At 47.7% G+C, this 17,639-nt stretch carries 12 protein-coding genes and 1 CRISPR repeat array; of the genes, 2 read left to right on the top strand and 10 right to left on the bottom strand.

The window, feature by feature from the left end; genetic code table 11:
* Positions 1 to 167: 167 nt before the first annotated feature.
* Both feoB and EK374_RS11735 read right to left on the bottom strand, forming a co-directional pair.
* Positions 168 to 2,000, bottom strand: a complete 1,833-nt coding sequence (gene feoB, locus EK374_RS11730) for a ferrous iron transporter B (protein ID WP_127023628.1) — start codon at positions 1,998 to 2,000, stop codon at positions 168 to 170.
* Between the two features lie 72 nt (positions 2,001 to 2,072).
* A complete protein-coding gene (locus tag EK374_RS11735) occupies positions 2,073 to 2,306 on the bottom strand; it encodes a FeoA family protein (RefSeq protein WP_127023631.1) in 234 nt (77 codons plus the stop codon).
* A gap of 258 nt (positions 2,307 to 2,564) precedes the next feature.
* Here EK374_RS11735 and EK374_RS11740 point away from each other — a divergent pair, with 258 nt between their 5' ends.
* Positions 2,565 to 4,412, top strand: coding sequence for a cytochrome c/FTR1 family iron permease (locus EK374_RS11740; RefSeq protein ID WP_127023634.1), 1,848 nt, complete (start codon positions 2,565 to 2,567; stop codon positions 4,410 to 4,412).
* 46 nt (positions 4,413 to 4,458) lie between these two features.
* Here the strand turns inward: EK374_RS11740 and EK374_RS11745 are convergent, their stop codons facing one another.
* The 3 genes from EK374_RS11745 to ahr all read right to left on the bottom strand — a co-directional run bounded on the left by EK374_RS11745 (position 4,459) and on the right by ahr (position 8,780).
* Positions 4,459 to 5,832 carry a DUF2252 family protein gene (locus EK374_RS11745; protein WP_164731865.1) on the bottom strand — a complete coding sequence of 458 codons (1,374 nt, stop codon included), beginning with the start codon at positions 5,830 to 5,832 and terminating at the stop codon, positions 4,459 to 4,461.
* Between the two features lie 99 nt (positions 5,833 to 5,931).
* On the bottom strand, positions 5,932 to 7,575 hold the full coding sequence (locus tag EK374_RS11750; protein WP_127023640.1) for an amidohydrolase family protein: 1,644 nt from the start codon (positions 7,573 to 7,575) through the stop codon (positions 5,932 to 5,934).
* 203 nt (positions 7,576 to 7,778) lie between these two features.
* Positions 7,779 to 8,780: an NADPH-dependent aldehyde reductase Ahr gene (gene ahr / locus EK374_RS11755; RefSeq protein ID WP_127023643.1), complete on the bottom strand. Its 1,002-nt coding sequence runs from the start codon at positions 8,778 to 8,780 to the stop codon at positions 7,779 to 7,781.
* Positions 8,781 to 9,039: 259 nt separating this feature from the next.
* On the opposite strand from ahr, the gene rimO reads away from it, so the two are divergent.
* Complete coding sequence (rimO, locus tag EK374_RS11760; protein WP_127023646.1) at positions 9,040 to 10,437, top strand: 30S ribosomal protein S12 methylthiotransferase RimO; 1,398 nt, start codon at positions 9,040 to 9,042, stop codon at positions 10,435 to 10,437.
* 40 nt (positions 10,438 to 10,477) lie between these two features.
* Here the strand turns inward: rimO and EK374_RS11765 are convergent, their stop codons facing one another.
* The 5 genes from EK374_RS11765 to cas2 form a co-directional block, all read right to left on the bottom strand.
* The gene (locus EK374_RS11765) at positions 10,478 to 11,590 is read right to left on the bottom strand and encodes a GGDEF domain-containing protein (RefSeq protein ID WP_127023649.1); all 1,113 of its coding nucleotides are present in this window, start codon (positions 11,588 to 11,590) and stop codon (positions 10,478 to 10,480) included.
* A 146-nt stretch (positions 11,591 to 11,736) separates the two neighbouring features.
* On the bottom strand, positions 11,737 to 12,252 hold the full coding sequence (locus EK374_RS11770) for a cyclic nucleotide-binding domain-containing protein (RefSeq protein WP_127023652.1): 516 nt from the start codon (positions 12,250 to 12,252) through the stop codon (positions 11,737 to 11,739).
* Between the two features lie 3 nt (positions 12,253 to 12,255).
* On the bottom strand, positions 12,256 to 14,079 hold the full coding sequence (locus tag EK374_RS11775; protein WP_164731866.1) for a monovalent cation:proton antiporter-2 (CPA2) family protein: 1,824 nt from the start codon (positions 14,077 to 14,079) through the stop codon (positions 12,256 to 12,258).
* Entirely contained in the window at positions 14,069 to 14,620 is a 552-nt protein-coding gene (locus EK374_RS11780) for an NAD(P)H-dependent oxidoreductase (protein WP_127023658.1), read from the bottom strand. The genes EK374_RS11775 and EK374_RS11780 overlap by 11 nt, the downstream gene beginning before the upstream one ends.
* A gap of 623 nt (positions 14,621 to 15,243) precedes the next feature.
* Positions 15,244 to 17,154: direct repeats of the CRISPR family, unit length 33 nt; unit sequence GTTTCAATCCACGCGCCCCGTGCGGGACGCGAC.
* A 179-nt stretch (positions 17,155 to 17,333) separates the two neighbouring features.
* Positions 17,334 to 17,627 (bottom strand): CRISPR-associated endonuclease Cas2, encoded by a 294-nt coding sequence (gene cas2, locus EK374_RS11785; protein ID WP_127023660.1) that lies wholly within the window; start codon positions 17,625 to 17,627, stop codon positions 17,334 to 17,336.
* Between the last annotated feature and the right edge of the window lie 12 nt (positions 17,628 to 17,639).

Genomic DNA, 17,639 nt, shown 5'->3' on the forward strand with positions numbered 1-17,639 from the left:
CAGCACGGGACAAAATTTTGGGCTATGCAGTGAAATTCGAAGTTTTCTTTTAGCAGGAAGGATATTGCGGCGATTCAATGCATCACCGCTTAGTTCTTGACGGGGTATAACAACAACGGACGTAGTTGCAAGAACGACATCAGCCATTACCAGCTGATGCCGTCATATCACAAAAGCTGAGCACACAAGGCGGCGAGTATATAGGCCAAGACCCCGTAGCCGATAACCAATGCGGTGATCAATTTAGTACTGCCTGTTTCCGCTTTGAGTGTCGCCACTGTTGCTACACATTGCAAAGCCACTACATAAAACAACAAAATGCCCATACCAGCGCCAAAAGTCAGACCGTCGGCCTGAATATTGGCAGCTAAACCAGCAATATTCTCATCAGCACCGTCTATACCAAACAATGTGCCTAAAGCGCCAACAAACACTTCACGGGCCAGGAAAGACATCAGAATAGCCACACCATAACGCCAATCCAGGCCAAGCGGAGTAAAAAGTGGTTCAATCCAATGACCAATGATGCCTAGATAAGAGTTCTGTAAACCACCTGAACCTGTAGGGAAATAACCTAACAGCCAGATCGCCAGCGACACCATAAAAATAATGGGGCCAGCGCGATAAACAAACTGTTTGGCACTGCTCATCACCCTGTGGATCAAGGGTTTCCAGTGCGGTAAACGATAGGTTGGCAGTTCAAGAATAAAGGGCATATCCGACTTTTCATCGTCATTAAGTTTCGAACCAGACAGCACCAGACTTACCATTAACGCAGTTAAAATACCAAAGAAATACAAGCCAAAAAAAGCAGTACCCTGCAGATTAATCAGCCCACCGAGGTAAGTAGTATCAGGGATCAACACAGCCACCAGCAAAGCATAAACAGGCAAACGTGCAGAACAGGACATCAGCGGAATGGTCAGCATGGTGATCAGGCGCTTGCGTGGTGATTCAATAGTACGAGCCGCCATAATGGCTGGAATAGCACAGGCGTGTGCTGATAAAAATGGAATAAAACTGCGACCAGACAAACCAAAATAACTCAGTGGTCTGTGACAAATCAGCGCAGCACGAGCCAGATAACCACTGTCTTCAAGCATACCAATGATCAGGGTCAGCACCATAATTTGCGGCACAAACACCAGAAATGAACCCAAACCACCAAAAATGGCATCATTCAGAAAATCCGCCAGCATGCCTGGTCCGGTTAAATCCGTCACAAAAGTAGCGGTCAGGCCAATCAGGTTTTCTACCCCATCCATCAGCGGTGTGGCGAAGGTAAAAATGCTCTGAAATAACAAAAACATCACAAACAAAAATGCAATACCACCACTGAGGTTACTCAACAAAAAGGAGTCGATGGTATTCTGGTTTTTCAGTACCACTGTCGGCTGCATACCGTATTTAGCAGCGAGCAAACGGCTTTGTTTAACCTGCTCGCTATAATCAAGCGGTGGCAGAGCTGCTGTCTCATCGGCATTGACTGCAATAGTGGCCTGCTCTGCCAGTGCTAATACGCCAGTTTTAAATTCGGCAATACCTTGTAACGTCTTGGCGGAGATAGCAAAAACAGGTGCGCCCAAATCACGGCTCAGTTGGTCCATGTCAATCTGGTGGCCAAAACGTGTCATTTCATCAATCATATTCAGCGCAAAAACCATAGGTTTGCCGTAACGATGCGCCATGGCCTGCATCTGCATACCAAACATCAGGCTACTTTGCAGCCGGGTTGCATCCAGATTACAGATAATCAATGCAGTATCTTCGTCCAACAGTGCCTGATTGATTTTTTCGACCGCAATTTCTTCATCACGAGTCAGGGTACTCATTGAGTACGCGCCCGGAAAATCAACCAATTGATACTGCTCAAACTTGCCTGATTTAAGCTCTACGGTAACACCCGGAAAATTAGCAACTTTTTGGCGTAAGCCGGTCAATTGATTAAACAGCAAACTTTTACCGGAATTCGGCTTTCCAACCAAAATAATACGTTTCATAACAAAACCTGTGAATGAACTGAGCTCACCAGCGGTGAAACCGACGAAGCATGATTGATTAAACAGCAGTGGTTACAGCAGTTTGACCTGAATTTGTCTAGCGACTTTTTGCTCCAGCGAATAGACACAATCAGCAATAGCAACCACCAATGTGCCTTCAAAAGGGCCGCGTCTTAAGCAAAATACATGGTGACCATCATCCAGCCCCATCTCACGTAATCTGCCGCTGACAGACAGATCCATGCCTGCATCTATACCTGTCACCATCACGGTCTGGCCGCCACAAGCATCCCATAAAGTCATCATACGTAGCTCCTAACGGATAACAATACAAAGTATTCGCATTGTGACTTAAGTCTGTACTCTTTACAACGCCATACCAGATAGATGGCCGATTGCAGCAGCCGAAGTTAAGCGAAGGATATGACGCTTTTCACAGACTATTTCAGGCACAACCAAAGGGGCAGTTTTCAAAATTAAATCGAAAGAGCGCTAGGTATCAGCCTGCAGCTTCCGTATAATGAGAATAATTCTTGTTAGCGAGCTTATGACATTAGGTGAATTATGGGATATAGAGTGGTTCTTGCGCTGGTCGCGCTTTTGGCATTTCCGACTTTAGCTTCGGATAAATTAATCCAATATATTGAATATATAGGCGCTGATTACAGTGCGGCAGTAGTCGATGGCAAGATTGTAAGCTCCGCTGAATATGGCGAAATGCAGGAATTTTCTTCGTTAATAGCAGAGGAAGTAGCCACTGCACCACCAGAGTTACAGCAGCAATCCGCTCAATTAAAACAGCTGATTGCTGATAAAGCCGCGGAAAAAGATATTCAGGCCTTAACAGCCCTGATGCGTCAAAGTGTAATAGCAGCTATGCCTTCTATTCCGGTGCCTAAACAAAGCCCGGATTTAAAACGTGGTGAAGCTTTATTCGCCACCAACTGTGCCGCTTGTCATGGCACAACAGCTATGGGTGACGGCCCGGCTGGAGCTCAGTTGGACCCTGCCCCAACCAATTTCCACGAAGTAGAGCGTTATCAGGCTCGCAGCGCCTATGGTTTATTTAATACGATAACCTTAGGTGTGGCCGACACTGGCATGGCGTCTTTTGCGCATTTAGATGAACAGAGCCGCTGGGACCTGGCGTTTTATGTTGGTCATATCGCAGGCAAAGGATTTGACAGCAGTAAAGTGCCGGACGCCATGATTGAAAACGGCGCCGTGAAAGACTTATTAACAGCTACACCAAAAGATTTGATTAAACTTTACCCTGATTTTGGTGCTGAGCTGATGAGTTTGTTCCGCAGCCACCCGGAGCGTTTTTTCCAGGCACAGAGTAAAGAGCCGCTGGTGATCGCTCAGCAGAAATTACAACTTTCTGCTGATTTGTATGCGCAAAACCCACAAGCAGCTTACGATCAGGCGGTTTCTGCTTATCTGGATGGTTTTGAACTGGTAGAAAACCCATTAGGCACAGTCAATGTGGAACTGCGTGACCAGATTGAACATGCCATGTTGGGCCTGCGTCAGTTACTGAAAGACCCAATGCAAAAAGACAATGTGGCACCTCGTATCTCTGAAATTCAAGGCTTATTAAAACAAGCTCAGACTGAATTAGCAGAAACTCAACTAAGCAGCATCAATGTATTTTTAGCGGCGCTGCTGATTTTATTACGTGAAGGCTTAGAAGCTTTACTGGTGGTGGCTGCTATTTATAGCGTGGCAGTAAAAACCGACAAACCGGCTTTGCGTCACACAGTACATATAGGTTGGATTGGTGCTTTGGCATTGGGTGTTATTACCTGGTTTGTCTCAAGTTATGTCATTGATATCTCGGGTGCTTCGCGTGAACTGACTGAAGGTTACACCGCACTGATTGCAGCCGCTATTCTGTTCTATATGGGGTTCTGGATGCACAGCAAAACCAGCGCCAAAGAGTGGAGCAACTTTATTCAGAACAAAGTACAAAACGCAGTATCAGGCGGCGCATATTTTGGTTTAGGTCTGGTGGTGTTTTTAGCGGTTTACCGTGAGGCCTTTGAAACTATTCTGTTTTATCAGGCGCTGTGGTTACAGGGCGGTGAACAGGCCCAACAAAGCTTTGTCTCTGGTATAGCTGCAGCTCTGGTGTTACTGGCCATTTTGGGTCTGGCTGTATTTAAATTTGCCCTGAAGTTACCACTGAAAACCTTCTTCGGCAGCACAGCTTTACTGATGCTGGTTCTGGCCATCGTGATGGCGGGTAAAGGTATAGCTGCCCTGCAGGAAGCTGGTACTTTGTCGGTGAGCCAACTGAACCTGCCAACCATCAGCTGGTTGGGTTTCTACCCTAATACTCAGGGTGTGGTACTGCAGTCTGCTTTAGTGCTGATAGCGCTGATTTATCTGGTGCGCAGCCGTAAAGGTTAAGTACCGGGGTCAGAGTCTTGACTCTGACCCTGCAGTTTCCAAAGCTTTAGGCTGTTTCTGTTTGTGGGTCAGAACTTAAGTTCTGACCCAACAATTGCCCCAGCAACTCACAATCAGTTTTCTGCTGCTCCGCATAATCCAGACAAGATTGAATTAATTCATCCATAGCTTGAGGTAAATACTGCAGCACGGCTTGCTCAAAATAGCACGAGCGTCTGTCGCCTCTGCTGTGTGCTAATGCCAAAGTCCGGCCACAGGCCTCTGCATATTCCGCCAGTTCTTCACCCGGTGCTTTTTCAGCAAAACATACATCTTCAGGATCCACATCCACATTGGCGTGATGCAACGAGCGCACCAGATAATGAGCACCATTCCAGTAGTGTTCATCCAACACCAGATCCGGTCGCCGCTGCATTAAGCGCTGACAATCTACTGTTAAATGCGCAGCATTTAACCGGTTGACCGGGCTTAAATCCGGGAAAAAATACAAAGGCGCTGCATCCCGTTGTTGTTTGGCTTCAATCAAATGACACAACGCCAAATCTTCGTCTGAATGAATGTCTTTTGGACCTACCAACAAATAATAACGCTGCATATTTAACGAGCCTGTGCCTGCGCCCTGGCGGGTGACAATATCCAAAATATCGTCACTGACATAAGGGCGGAAACTAAATTCAACGTCTTTGTACAGCTCTGCGGTTAAGCGGGTAAATTTTGCAGAGTCATCTTTAAATTTCAGCGGTCGCGCCGATAAGTCGGCCACTTTGGCGAGTGTACTTTTACGCAAAAAATCTTCGCCTTTGGCAGAGCGTTTAATGGCTTTTTTCAGCACAGGTTTTAGTACATGGTTTTTTGGGAAATCATCCAATACGGCATATCTGAGTTCCGGCTCTTCGACAATGGCCTGACATTGCGCCACATAAGCGGTCAGAAAACTACGCACAGCAGCAGCTGCTTCTTTGGCTGTGACCACCTGCAAAGTGTTTAAGTCCAACTTAGTTTCGTTAGCATATCGCTGTTGTTTTACGCCCTGACAATAATCAGCGGCTAATAAAATACTCACCGCATAACGGCTCCAATCCCAAACCGCATGGCCAACACAGGCGTCGTCAAAATCGTTGGGAGCAAAAATCACTCTGTCGCCGGACGAACCTTCTTCGGTAAAAAAGCCAAAGTTAGATAAATGACAATCCCCTATCACAGTGGTCAGCGGAATTTTTGTGGTGAGAAGTTCCGGCAACTTCAGCACAGAATTTTTGATATCCGCATAAAACAAACCAGAGCTACCACGTAAGAACCGGAATGGGTTCTGCGCCATTTTCTGATGCTTAGTCAGCAACGGATCGATGCCTGGTGCTACTGCATCTGTGCGTTTAAATTCCTGCTGTAACTGTTCACTACGTTGGTCTGAATGCAGCATACTTTTCCCTTTAAATTCATCTTTCCACTGAATATACGGCATAACAAGATGGCTGCTAACGCAATTCGGCCTTTAATTTTGTAAGCAATAATTAGAGCGCTAAAGTTTAGCCATGCACTCCACTTCCACTTTGGCTCCCAATGCCAGACCACTGGCGGCAAATGCGCTTCGGGCCGGTAAAGGTGTCTTAAAGTACTGAATATATACCTTGTTGGCCGCAGGCCATTCTTTGATATCAGCTAGCATTAACGTACATTTAAACACTGCATCAAAACCCAGCTTGTGCTCTTGTAATACAGATCCAATGTTCTGCATGGCTTGTTGCATCTGACTTTCTATGGTCTGACCATTGAGCGCCATAGTGCCTGGGAAATTGCCCAACTGGCCGGACAAATACAAGACTCCATTGACCACACGAGCGCTGCTAAACGGTAAACGATTGTCATCGCCACGATAGACAAACTGGCCATTTTTAATCACGTGGCTGATTTGAAGGCTATTGCTAATACTTTTTGTCGGATCAGCGGACAGGATCATCAGGTTGGCCTTTTTCCCAACTTCTATGCTGCCTACCTGATCCGCGATGCCAATAGCTTCTGCGCCATGCAAAGTAGCAGCCTGAATAGCTTCCAGTGGCGTCAGCCCTGCTTGTTCTACCAACAACTGCATTTCCTGATGCACCATAGGGTAATTCAGCCCTGCTTTATCCGATAAATAATCCGTGCCCGCCACAATTTTGATGCCTTGCTGATGCGCCAGTCTGGTGAATAAAACACCATGCTGATAAATAGTGGCCGCATTCAAATTACGTTGTTGCAACTGATGGAAAATAGTTAAAGTGGCATCCAACATGGTGCCTTTCTGCTGCATTTGTTCGAGCAACGGCAGGTAATTAGCGGTATCAAAGGAAGCCTTTTTTACTGCCGCGGACACAGGTAAATCCTTGCGGCGCCAGTTTTCATAGGGCGAAATGACTGTAGCTGCTAAATCAGGGGCATGCGAAATCACTTCAACTCCAGCTTGCACCGCGTCTGCAGGTTTAGCCGGCCCTACATAAGCATGTGCCCAGACCCTCACCCCATGCTTTTTCGCAGCAGCAGAAAGCTTTGGCATTAGATCAGCTGGTACTTTGGCGTAAATTTTAATACCGGTGGCCCCAGTACCTAAGGTGCGCAGCATTAACGCATCAAAGTCAGTCTGTGCATTGACCGAACGCATCCAGTCTGTGTCCCCAGGGGTTTTGCCTCGGGCCGATGCTACAGTGCGCGGATCGCTGAAAAACTCAGGCCCGCCAATAATGACCGAATAATAAATATCAGGCGACTGAATTAAATCCAGTTCGGCCTGCCGTTTTAAGCCCGTCAGCACCCGCACATCGCCGCCCATATCCCGTACTGTAGTCACACCACCTCTTAGCAAAGCGCTGAGTCTTTGTTGTGTGACTGCTGCGTTATCCCCCCCTTCAGGCTCAGTCGCATGATGCACATGAGCATCAATTAAACCAGGCAACAAATACAAACCGTTCATATCCAGCACAGTGCTGTCAGCCGGACGTTTTTTACTACCGGTGTCATAGATGGCGCTTATGCGGTCACCATCAAGCGCAACAGTTTGCCCCACTTTCAACTCTAAGTTTTTTACATCCACTAGCGTGATATTTTCTAACAACAACGTCTGTGCTGATGCAGTAAAGCTGAGGACAATAAAGAGTAGTGCTACAGGACGGGAGAGCTGAATTGCCATTTTTTTCTCTTCTAAGTGACTGTTCTTATTTGGTTATCTTAGTTATACCTAAGCAACAGCAAAGCAACCAGCCAGATAGCGAGAGCCTGACGTTAAAAATCAGCATCTGAACGCATTTATTAACATTGTCACTATTACCTGTACTGTGGTTCGCAGCAGTGGGAAAAGGCAGGACGGCAGCCCGGCCTTTTTAAGAAACCAGCTTACCTCTCCAGCACAATCCGATAACGGGCTTTGCCACTTTCCAAATGCGCTATAGCTTCGTTAATTTGATCAAACTTAAAAATCTCAACAACTGGCTTAATGTTATGTTGCACAGCAAAATCCAGCATCTTTTTGATGGTCGCAGGACTGCCGACAGGAGAGCCTGACACTGAACGTTGCGCCATAATCAGGCTGAATACGTTCAGATCTAGAGGTTCTAACGTAGCACCAACAAAATGCAGGCGGCCTTTAGGCTTAAGAGTTGAAAGGTACAGATTCCAGTCTAATTTCACATTGACTGTCGTTAAAATAAAATCAAAACGCCCTGCAGCCGCTGCTATTTCGTCGGCATTTCTGGAGTTAATACAATGATGAGCGCCTAACTCTTTGGCTTCTGCCGTTTTACTTTCGCTGGAGGTAAAAGCTGTCACTTCACACCCAAAAGCACGTAAAAATTGCAGCGCAATATGGCCTAAACCGCCAATACCTATCACTGCCACTTTGTCGGTCGCTTTGACGTCAAACTGCAGCATAGGGTTAAACACCGTAATACCACCACAAAACAAAGGTCCTGCGCTTTTTGCGTCCATGCCTTCAGGTAAGGCCACCACGCTGGCTGCATTAGCCCGCACTTTATCGGCAAAACCACCGTGACGACCGACAATGGTGCCTTGTGCTGCTGCACATAAATTATGATCGCCGCTGCCACAACTGCTGCACACCTGACAATAACCTGAGTGCCAGCCCAACCCAACCACCTGGCCTTGCTTCAAATGGCTGACATCAGCCCCAACAGCCGCAATACGCCCAACCACTTCATGACCAGCCACTAAAGGATAAGCAGTCATCCCCCACTCGTTATTGATCATGGATAAATCTGAGTGGCAGATACCACAATAATCCACATCAATTTCTACATCCTGACGCCCCAGCGGGCCTGGCTCGAACTCAATCACCGATAAAGGTGCATGAGGTTTCAGTGCGGCATAGGCTTTGACCATAAAATTCTTTCCCTACTGATGAATAATTAACTGATAAAAAAATAAATTACGCCAAGAGTATTAGCGAAGATCAATAAATTGGCAGCGGTATCCAGCGTATTTTTCCGGCTTTTCAACAACTTTCAGTGGTTCTCTTCGCTAAGGCAAAGATAAGCATTGTCTGTTGAGCGTTTTTTATACAGCAAGGACTGTATCTTCCAATCGATTCAGGTATAATCCGCGCACTTTTTTTCCGGCCCTTTTACTTTGCAGGATTTACATGACAGTCGAAACCTTTGACCCATCACAAACCACCACACTGGAAACGCCAGTGAAAAGCCTGACGGCTCAGGCGCAAGCCAATGGTTCAGGCGCAAAAATCGGGTTTGTAAGCTTAGGTTGCCCAAAAAACCTGGTGGACTCAGAGCGTATTCTGACTCAGTTAAAAACTGAAGGTTATCAAATAGTTCCAAGCTACGACGATGCAGCTTTGGTTATCGTTAATACCTGTGGTTTTATCGACAGCGCAGTGCAGGAATCTTTAGATACCATAGGCGAAGCTTTAGCTGAAAACGGCAAAGTAATAGTGACTGGCTGTTTAGGTGCGCGTGAAGACGAAATCCGTGAAGTGCATCCAAATGTATTAGGTATCACAGGCCCACACGCCTATGAAAACGTGTTAAAGCAGGTGCATGACTTTGTGCCTAAGCCAAAGTACGACCCTTTTATGCAGTTAGTGCCGGACCATGGCATTAAGTTAACGCCTAAACATTATGCGTATTTAAAAATATCTGAAGGCTGTAACCACCGTTGCACCTTCTGTATTATTCCTTCAATGCGTGGCGACTTAGTCAGCCGTCCTATCGGCGAAGTGCTGGACGAAGCAGCTCGTTTACAAAAAGCCGGCGTCAAAGAGCTGCTGATTATTTCTCAGGACACCAGTGCTTATGGTGTGGATGTAAAACATCGCACAGGTTTCTGGAATGGCCAGCCGGTCAAAACCTCTATGCAGTCTTTGTGTGAAGCCTTAGCCGATTTAGGCATTTGGGTACGTTTGCATTATGTTTATCCATACCCGCATGTGGATGACGTGATCCCATTGATGGCGCAAGGTAAGTTATTGCCATACCTGGATATTCCGTTCCAGCATGCCAGCCCGCGTATTTTAAAACTGATGAAACGCCCTGGTCAGTCTGACCGTGTATTAGAGCGCATCAAAAAATGGCGTGAAATCTGCCCTGAGCTGACCATCCGTTCTACCTTTATCGTAGGTTTCCCTGGCGAGACAGAAGAAGAATTCCAGGAATTATTAAACTGGTTAGAAGAAGCTCAGTTAGACCGCGTTGGCTGCTTCAAATACAGCCCGGTTGAAGGCGCGAAAGCCAACGACTTACCGGATCAAATTGCTGAAGAAATCAAAGAAGAGCGTTACCACCGCTTTATGGAAACTCAGCAGCGCATCAGTGCAGCCCGTTTGCAGAGCAAAATTGGCCGCACTATCAAAGTGTTAATTGATGAAGTAGATGATGAAGGCGCCATTGGCCGCAGCTTCGCTGATGCTCCGGAAATTGACGGCGCTGTGTATTTAAATGGCGAAACCTCATTAAAGCCGGGCGATCTGGTGGATGTGGTGGTTGAAGAAGCTGACGAATACGACTTATGGGGTAGTCTGGTTTAATCCCTACAACCTCTAAAAAAACGGCCTGTTGGCCGTTTTTTTATTCAGACTCAGGACCAAAGATGATGCGGTTACGCCCCTGGGCTTTGGCTTGATACAAAGCGTTATCCGCATCGACCAGCAGTTCTTTTAAGTCCCGTAGTGCCGTGACGCAACTGGCTCCTCCAACACTGACAGTGAGTTTCACCGGCCTGGCTTCAATTTCCCAGGCTTGATGCGCAATACGGTCACATAAACGTTGGCCAATTAAGGCCGCCTGTTCTGCGCTGGTGTTGGGCATCAGTACAGCAAACTCTTCACCACCTAAACGGCCGATTAAATCTGAAGTGCGAAGCCCTACTTTGAGTAAATCAGCTACTTTTTTCAGCGCCAGATCACCAATAGCATGGCCCCATTTGTCGTTAATTTGCTTGAAATGATCCAGGTCAATCATCAGCACAACCACACTGTGTTGCTGGCGTCTGCTCTGTGACAAGGTTAAATTAGCCCGTTTTAAAAATTCACGGCGGTTAAGCAACTGAGTTAAATCATCCAGCTCTGACAGCCGAAGCAATTGGTTTTCAGTCAGGGAAAATGACAATAACGGCAACATTAGTCCTGTGCTCGTGGTTAACAGCACATGACCCAACAAGACCCATTGCAGGCTGGGCAAACTAAAAGCCCTGCTGTCTTCGCCGATCAAAGGCAAAACCAGGCCAACCTGAAGCAGCATTAAGCCTGCATGCAGAGCGAAAAATAATTGCAGCACATACACCGGAAATACCGGCGTTAACCGGGCATGTTTCAACAGTACTATCGCATACATAAATATGACTGCGATGCCAAAGGAGGTCAGTGCTGATGAGGCATTATTGACCTGATGCAACATACTCAGTGGCAACAGATATAAGGTCAATAACAAGGCCGCTTGCTGTTTGGATCTGGCACTGAGTTGGCCGCGCAAAAATAACACCAGTCCCAGGACGACCAAAGCCGGAGAAAGCAGCAACAACAGATCGGCCAGCAAATAGGTAATGAGGGGTTGGTCTATATAGTTTCTTGCACCAGCAGCACAACCACCGGCCACAAACACAAAACAGGCAACAGCCCAGAGCAGAAAGCTTTTATCATGGCGCCGTAGCAAATACACCATGCCCAAATAGCAGCCAATCATCAGATTAATCAGCAGAGTTAACAGCAGTAGCGTGGGTAAATGTAATTCAAATCCATGAAAATTAATGACTAATTACTCCGTTGTTCTGTTCATTTGGCAGTATAGCCCGTGACGTTCCAGTAATACAAACGACTTACAACTCTGTTTTATGCCCGTGGATCTTCATTACTCCGTTGTATTTCCTCATCAATCGAGGGTAATCGGGGCTCTGGTAATACCCCATCAAGTTCAATCAGTCGCTCACTCAACTGCGCCACTCTTTGTGTCAGACCAAAAATAATCTTGTCTTTAATGGCTGACTGCACCCTGTCTGGTAACCTTAAGAAGCTATCGCTGTCAATCTTCATCAGCACCATATCGGTTTCGGCAATCACTGTTGCGCTGCGAGGCTCGTTACAAATAAAGCCGACCTCACCGACAAATTGACTTGGCATTAATTGCCCAATTTGGTGTTGCCGGTGATAAACCAGCGCCTGTCCAGATAAAATGATATAAAAAAATGGCTCGTAGCCGCCTTCTTTAATCAACGCCTGGCCCTGACTGTATGACTCAAAGGCTTTAGGCATTTGCAATATCAGTTCTCTGTCAGCTGGCTGCAGATCTTTAAACAACGGGATCCTGGCCAGAATTTCCATTAATCGCAATTTATTGGTGTAGCTCATGCGTTACTCCTTGCTGTTTTCCCTTTGCTTCATCGCAGAAGATAACCCCTGATAGCGCTGCGGCGCATCCCGGCTCTCCCGTTCCAATTGACGCTGTAATTCTTCCCTGCTTTGTTTGAGCAACTGAATGTAATTCTTTTCATCTTGTTGTTCACGAACCAACTGCATTTTATCAAGCAATTGATAATTGGCCGCTCTGAACCGGTCAGCCAGTTCTTTGGCTTCATAATGCCCCATGCCCAAGACTGACAACACATCACGGCCCTGGCGTAACGAAGCTTCAAAAAGCTCACGTTCTATATGCTCCACCCCTAACTGGCGCAACTGATACATATGCGCAACATCTTTAGCCCGCGCCATCAGAGTTAAATGCGGAAAATGCTGTTTAGCACTCGAGACTATGGCATTGATGGCCTGCACATCATCCACGGCAATCACCAGAACTTTGGCTTCTGCGGCTCCGGCAGCTTCCAGCACGTCCATCCGGCTGGCATCGCCGTAATACACTTTAAAACCAAATTTAGTCATGGTTTGAATAGTGTCAGAATCGTGATCCAGTACTGTTGGCACTATGCCGTTGGACAGTAATAAACGGCCTAAAATTTGTCCGTATCGACCAAAACCGGCAATAATCACCGGGCTGTCGCTGCTTTGCACATCAGTGTTTTGTACTGGTTGTTGTTTTTGCTGGCGAGCCGCCCAGGCATCCTGTAATTTCATCAGCAAAGGAGATACAGCAATAGACAAAGCGATCAGCAAGTTCAGCATAGCGCCTTCGGTGCCGGTTAACAGCGCTCCGGCCGTGGCCAAAGCCGCTAACACAAAAGCAAACTCACTGCCCTGGCCCAACAACACCGCATAACTAAAACGTTCTGGCCCTGCAATTTTTAACACACAAGCCACACCATACAATAACAACAGTTTTAAACCGACAAATAACAGCAACAACAAGCTGATCAGTTGCCATTCTTCACGGAGTAACTGCATATTAATGCTGGCACCAATAGTGATAAAAAACAGCCCTAAAAACAGCCCCTTAAAAGGTTCTAAGTCGGCTTCTAACTGATGACGAAACTCTGAGCTTGCCAGCAGCACACCGGCAATAAAAGCCCCTAAGCCTGCAGATACGCCAACAGCTGTCATCAGTTCCATCACGCCAATGACCAGCAATAACGCTAAACCAACAAACAACTCGCGGGAACCATGATGCGCCACCCAGTGCAGTAAATATCCAATCAAATAACGACCTGTTAAAACCACCGCCACTACAGCAGCCAAAGCTGGCAGAGCCTTAAACTCTGCAGTATCGGCCGAAGGTGCTATTAAACTGACGCCAATCAACAGTGGAATAGCCACCATATCCTGCAATAACAAGGCACCAAAAACCGACTGGCCGGTATGAGTGCCCATTAAATTGCGATCTTTCATCAACTGTATTGCCACAGCTGTGGATGACAGCGCTAAAGCCAGACCAATAAAGACCGACAAGGCATAAGATAAACCCAGTAAAAAAGTGGCGACGGCTATACCTACAGCGCAGACAAGCACCTGCAAAGATCCAAATAAAAACACTCTATGTCGCATGGCCCAGAGTTTTTTCGCATCCAGCTCCAACCCTATGCTGAATAACATCAACACCACGCCTAACTCGGCCAGCAGCTTGATATCATCGGTGTTGCTGGCGACAGCTAAACCTGCAGGTCCCAGCGCAATACCAGCCAATAAATAGCCCAGCACCACACCTAAACCAAAACGTTTGGCTAAAGGTACCACCAGCACCATAGCGGCCAGATAAATCATCAGGTACGTCAGCACATTAAGATGCATAAGGTGCCCCATGATGTTCACTGGCTACAGACAGTTGCTCCAACCCCTGGCGGAACAACTCAGCGGCCTGAGTAGCGGTCACTGCATCTGTCAGTTCTGGCAACATCAAAGGTTGCTGCCACTGCATACCGCAAGACAATGCCAGCTGACGCAAAGGAGTAAACATCGTCTGCTGATAACAAGGATCCAGCTCGTGCTGACTGGTTACTGCGTTGGTCACCAGCCAGAGTTTTTTGCCTTTGAGCGACATTACAGGCACAGCAGCTGCATCTTTGCCATAAGCCCAACCATACTGAAACACTTTATGCAGGTACTGCACTAACAAAGCCGGCGGTAAGCCCCATTGCATAGGGTAATGTAAAATAACGGCGCTGCTGTGTTGCAGCATTTTTTGCTCCAGCGCTACATCAATGTAGAAGTCCGGATACAACTGATACAACTCGCGCAATTCAAGCCCAGGCCAATGCTGTACAGCATTAAGCATCATTTGTTCCAGCCTGGCATGGTGGGCATAAGGGTGGGCGTATAACAAACTAATCATAACTGGCTGATTGTCCTTTAAAAGCAGTGACTACAGTGTTTATGACTGCTGCGGATGTAGCAAGTTGAATCTGAAAATCCGGCACATTTTTTTACGCAACCATCAGAATCCGCCTGTAAAAGCGGATAGAAAGGGAACTGATTGCAAAAAGGCATCAATTCCCTATTTAATTCCAGTCAGTACATTTTAAATAAGAAAACAACCATCATGTAGGGTGCAATCACCGACGGCATTACACCAATGATCTAGAATCAGCCAAAGCCGATTTCAATGCGGCTCCTACACCGCATTAACAACGAAATTTTCGAGAAAAAGCAGACCAACCTGTTAAACAAAATGAACAGATAAATTACAGGTAGCATACAACCACCACACGATCCCTGACTTTTAATTATGGCGAATTCGCCATCATTAACATCAATAAGAAGTTCAGCCTTAACTTAGCAAAGTCAATAAATCAAAACTTTCAATCCTGCTACTGCAAAATACTTAACATCAAATATTCAGGCTATCTTTGTAACAATTAGCTAGTTTGAATACTGAAATAATGTTACAGACATCAATCGATAAGCTCCTTTCAGGATGCAGCGCGACCTGCAGATACTTGGCAATGACAACTGCCTCGTTCGATCCACGCGCCCCGTGCGGGACGCGACCTGTCACCACAGAGCCTTTGTTTCTCACCTGACCTGTTTCAATCCACGCGCCCCGTGCGGGACGCGACGATGGCTAAATAACTGGTTCAGATTCCGTTTTGGAGGTTTCAATCCACGCGCCCCGTGCGGGACGCGACCGTTGTGGAAATACCCGATGGTAGCTACCCGATTGTTTCAATCCACGCGCCCCGTGCGGGACGCGACCTTTCCAGCAACTAAAGCGGCCAGCGCTTCTGTCGTTTCAATCCACGCGCCCCGTGCGGGACGCGACCAAGCCTTTGGCCGCATGGGACACGACGATCACAGTTTCAATCCACGCGCCCCGTGCGGGACGCGACTAATGCTTATTTTCAGCTCGCAGGCGTTGCTGTGGTTTCAATCCACGCGCCCCGTGCGGGACGCGACCTTTCTTGTTAGCCTTTTCCTGATTAGTCTGTCCGTTTCAATCCACGCGCCCCGTGCGGGACGCGACGATGTACTGGTAAACCTTGGCGCACTTCGGGCAAAGTTTCAATCCACGCGCCCCGTGCGGGACGCGACTTCACTGTACCAACTTGCGGGAAGGGGCTAATGGAGTTTCAATCCACGCGCCCCGTGCGGGACGCGACGCCAGTGCATCGGCATTACATGACCATAAATCGTCGTTTCAATCCACGCGCCCCGTGCGGGACGCGACCCTGACCGTTATAGCGGTACGGCTGTTCCTTCACGTTTCAATCCACGCGCCCCGTGCGGGACGCGACGACGCTCGACGGGTTCGCTCAGGATAAAACAATGGTTTCAATCCACGCGCCCCGTGCGGGACGCGACACTTTAGAGCCTGATATGCGCGAATTGGTGCGCGTTTCAATCCACGCGCCCCGTGCGGGACGCGACATTTTGCGCGTGAGGCGCACAAGGATTTAGTTCAGTTTCAATCCACGCGCCCCGTGCGGGACGCGACGCCATTTGTTTTTATTGGCGTAAGCGACACTGTGTTTCAATCCACGCGCCCCGTGCGGGACGCGACTGTAAGACGTCCTGCGGCGTCAGAGCTAACATCTGTTTCAATCCACGCGCCCCGTGCGGGACGCGACCAAAGCAAGCTTGAGAAAATACGCCGCATTACTGGTTTCAATCCACGCGCCCCGTGCGGGACGCGACATGCTGTTGTTAATTTTAATTTCACCACAGTGAAGTTTCAATCCACGCGCCCCGTGCGGGACGCGACATTTCAACGTATTGGGCTGGATCGGATATAAACGTTTCAATCCACGCGCCCCGTGCGGGACGCGACGACTCGTGAGCCACCAGCATTGCAGATAGCTCAACGTTTCAATCCACGCGCCCCGTGCGGGACGCGACATTTTATGACGGCCGTTGTGAATGCGCTGGAACTGTTTCAATCCACGCGCCCCGTGCGGGACGCGACGCTATTTCTGAGTTGTACTTTGATGGAGTAAGTGTTTCAATCCACGCGCCCCGTGCGGGACGCGACGATTTAGCATCGCTAACCGCTGTTACACCGAAAGGTTTCAATCCACGCGCCCCGTGCGGGACGCGACGATTCTTCAGTCTCGTAATCCATGCCAATCCACTGTTTCAATCCACGCGCCCCGTGCGGGACGCGACGGGCCGCTTCATAGCGGCTTAATAACCCTTAATAGGTTTCAATCCACGCGCCCCGTGCGGGACGCGACTCTGGATAAGTTCGGGGAGTTTCCAGAACTTAGCGTTTCAATCCACGCGCCCCGTGCGGGACGCGACGAGGACCCTACGCTGTTAACACGGCTGCTGTCCGTTTCAATCCACGCGCCCCGTGCGGGACGCGACTGAGTAATGTAACCCCCATAGGTAACAGAGCATGTTTCAATCCACGCGCCCCGTGCGGGACGCGACCGCCTTTTTGCAAAGGCACGCATAGTCTAACCGTTATGTGCAATTTGCGCTAACGTCAGATCAATATGAAAAAAATACATGAATAAGAGGAATGGGACATCTTAATTACTTTAAAATCAGTAACTAAGGATGCCGCTAATGTTCCGGCTTTTTAAAGAGCACTACAAGTTAGCGTTTAACTAAATAATGAGGGGATCAGCAAACAAATCCAGCGTGGCTTTTGCACCATGATGTTCGACTTTGCTCCGCCAGTTTTTACCCAGAATGTAAAAACGTAAGCTGTCGACACTGTCATCGTAGGTTGATAACAGCTTTGACTTTAATGCCACCCATTGTGATGGGTCTATATCGCACTCAAACACTGAATACTGCACTCTTGTGCCGTAGTTCTGGCAAATTTTTGCGATGTGCCTGAGCCTGCGCTGCCCACCTTCGTTATCAAAAGAAACATCATAAGTAATTAACACCATCATGCGTATTGCCCT

The sequence above is a fragment of the Rheinheimera mangrovi genome (genome assembly GCF_003990335.1).
Lineage (GTDB): Bacteria > Pseudomonadota > Gammaproteobacteria > Enterobacterales > Alteromonadaceae > Pararheinheimera > Pararheinheimera mangrovi.